Here is a 1,544-nt window from a genome sequence, read left to right on the forward strand (position 1 = left end):
AAGACACTATGACTTTCCGTGAGGCAGAGGCTGGCCCGCCGTGAGGAATCAAACGCGGATTAGCATTGCTGCCAGAGCCGCATGGTGTGGACAGTGCCACACCCGGCCATTTCCCGCACGGAGGCCAGCATGGAACACGATAGCACGCTGTACGTCGGCCTGGACGTTCACAAGGACTCGATCACAGTCGCCTATGCGCTTGGCGCAGGCGAGGTCGAACTACCCGGCAAAATCGGTACGACGAAGACGGATCTCGATCGCCTTTGCAAGCGTCTTCAATCGAAAGCGCGACACGTATGCGTCGTCTACGAGGCAGGGCCATGTGGCTATGGCCTTTACCGGCAATTGGTCCAGAAGGGATTCGATTGCATGGTATGTGCACCGTCCTTGATTCCCAGAAAGCCCGGCGAACGCGTCAAGACGGATCGGCGCGATGCAGTCAAGCTTGTGCGGTCCCTACGGGCCGGGGACCTGTCAGCGGTGTACGTGCCGACCGTCGAGGACGAGGCATTTCGCGATCTCGCCCGTGCATGGATGACGGCCAAAGACGATTTGAGGCAGGCGCGGCAGCGGCTCAAGTCGTTCCTGCTCGCACACGATGTACGCTATGCCGGTCACGCCGACTGGGGACCTGCCCACCGACGCTGGGTGAGCCAGTATGCGTTCGGTAGCGAATGGCAACAATTCGCTTTTGAGGAACTTCGCCGCACGATCGAGGATCGGCTCGCACAATGCCAGCGTGTTGAAGCCGCCTTGCGCGAGGCAGTGACAATGTGGCGGTTCTATCCGGCCGTCCTGGGCCTGCAGGCCATGCGCGGTGTGCAGTTCACCACGGCCGTTGGAATGCTCGCCGAACTCGGAGATCTGTCGCGCTTTGGCCATCCGCGTCAATTGATGGCGTGGCTCGGCGTGACCCCGTCGGAACACTCATCGGGCGACAAGCGACGGCAGGGCAGCATCACCAAGACCGGCAACAGCTATGCAAGAAAGTTGCTCGTGGAAGCGGCTTGGAGCTACCGGCACCCGGCACGCGTAAGCGCCGACATCCAGCGTCGGCATGAAGGCATTCCCAAGTCCATCATCGATCGCGCCTGGGACGCGCAGATTCGACTATGTCGCCGATACCGGAGGCTGACCGCGCGTGGCAAGAATGCCAATACCACGGTCGTGGCCGTCGCCCGTGAACTGTCGGGTTTCATCTGGGACATCGGGCGCCTGGCGATGTCGCTCGCGTTACCTTGTCGCACGGAGGCAACCTGATTGCGAAGCACCACGGCGAACACCCCCTAACCCACGAGTTTCCTGAAGGCGGCGTAGCCCGGCTATTCGAGTAACCCGCGGCACAATCCCGCAACGGGCATCACCCGACTTGCGGCTTAAGAATGCGGCAGGCTCATGAGACGGTCCACTGTAATGCGGTATCCAACCCGCGGATATCAGGATGATCCACCGTCGAGATTTACTGTTACGCCGCCCTCAGGGAATTCATTCGCGTATGAAACCACTGCAAACCACACATTCCGATTGACACGGAAAGTCATATC

The 1,544-nt window shown here is 60.4% G+C and carries 1 protein-coding gene; it reads left to right on the forward strand.

Annotated elements, in window-relative coordinates; all coding sequences use genetic code 11:
* The first annotated feature begins 129 nt into the window (after positions 1–129).
* Complete coding sequence (locus tag A3AG_RS0100060) at positions 130–1,260, forward strand: IS110 family RNA-guided transposase (protein WP_026163845.1); 1,131 nt, start codon at positions 130–132, stop codon at positions 1,258–1,260.
* The last annotated feature ends 284 nt before the right edge of the window (positions 1,261–1,544 follow it).

The sequence above is a fragment of the Cupriavidus neocaledonicus genome (assembly GCF_000372525.1).
Lineage (GTDB): Bacteria > Pseudomonadota > Gammaproteobacteria > Burkholderiales > Burkholderiaceae > Cupriavidus > Cupriavidus neocaledonicus.

Bases quoted from the DNA above. Each gene is read 5' to 3' on its own strand.
- A3AG_RS0100060 (WP_026163845.1), top strand. From the start codon at position 130: ATGGAACACGATAGCACGCTGTACGTCGGCCTGGACGTTCACAAGGAC.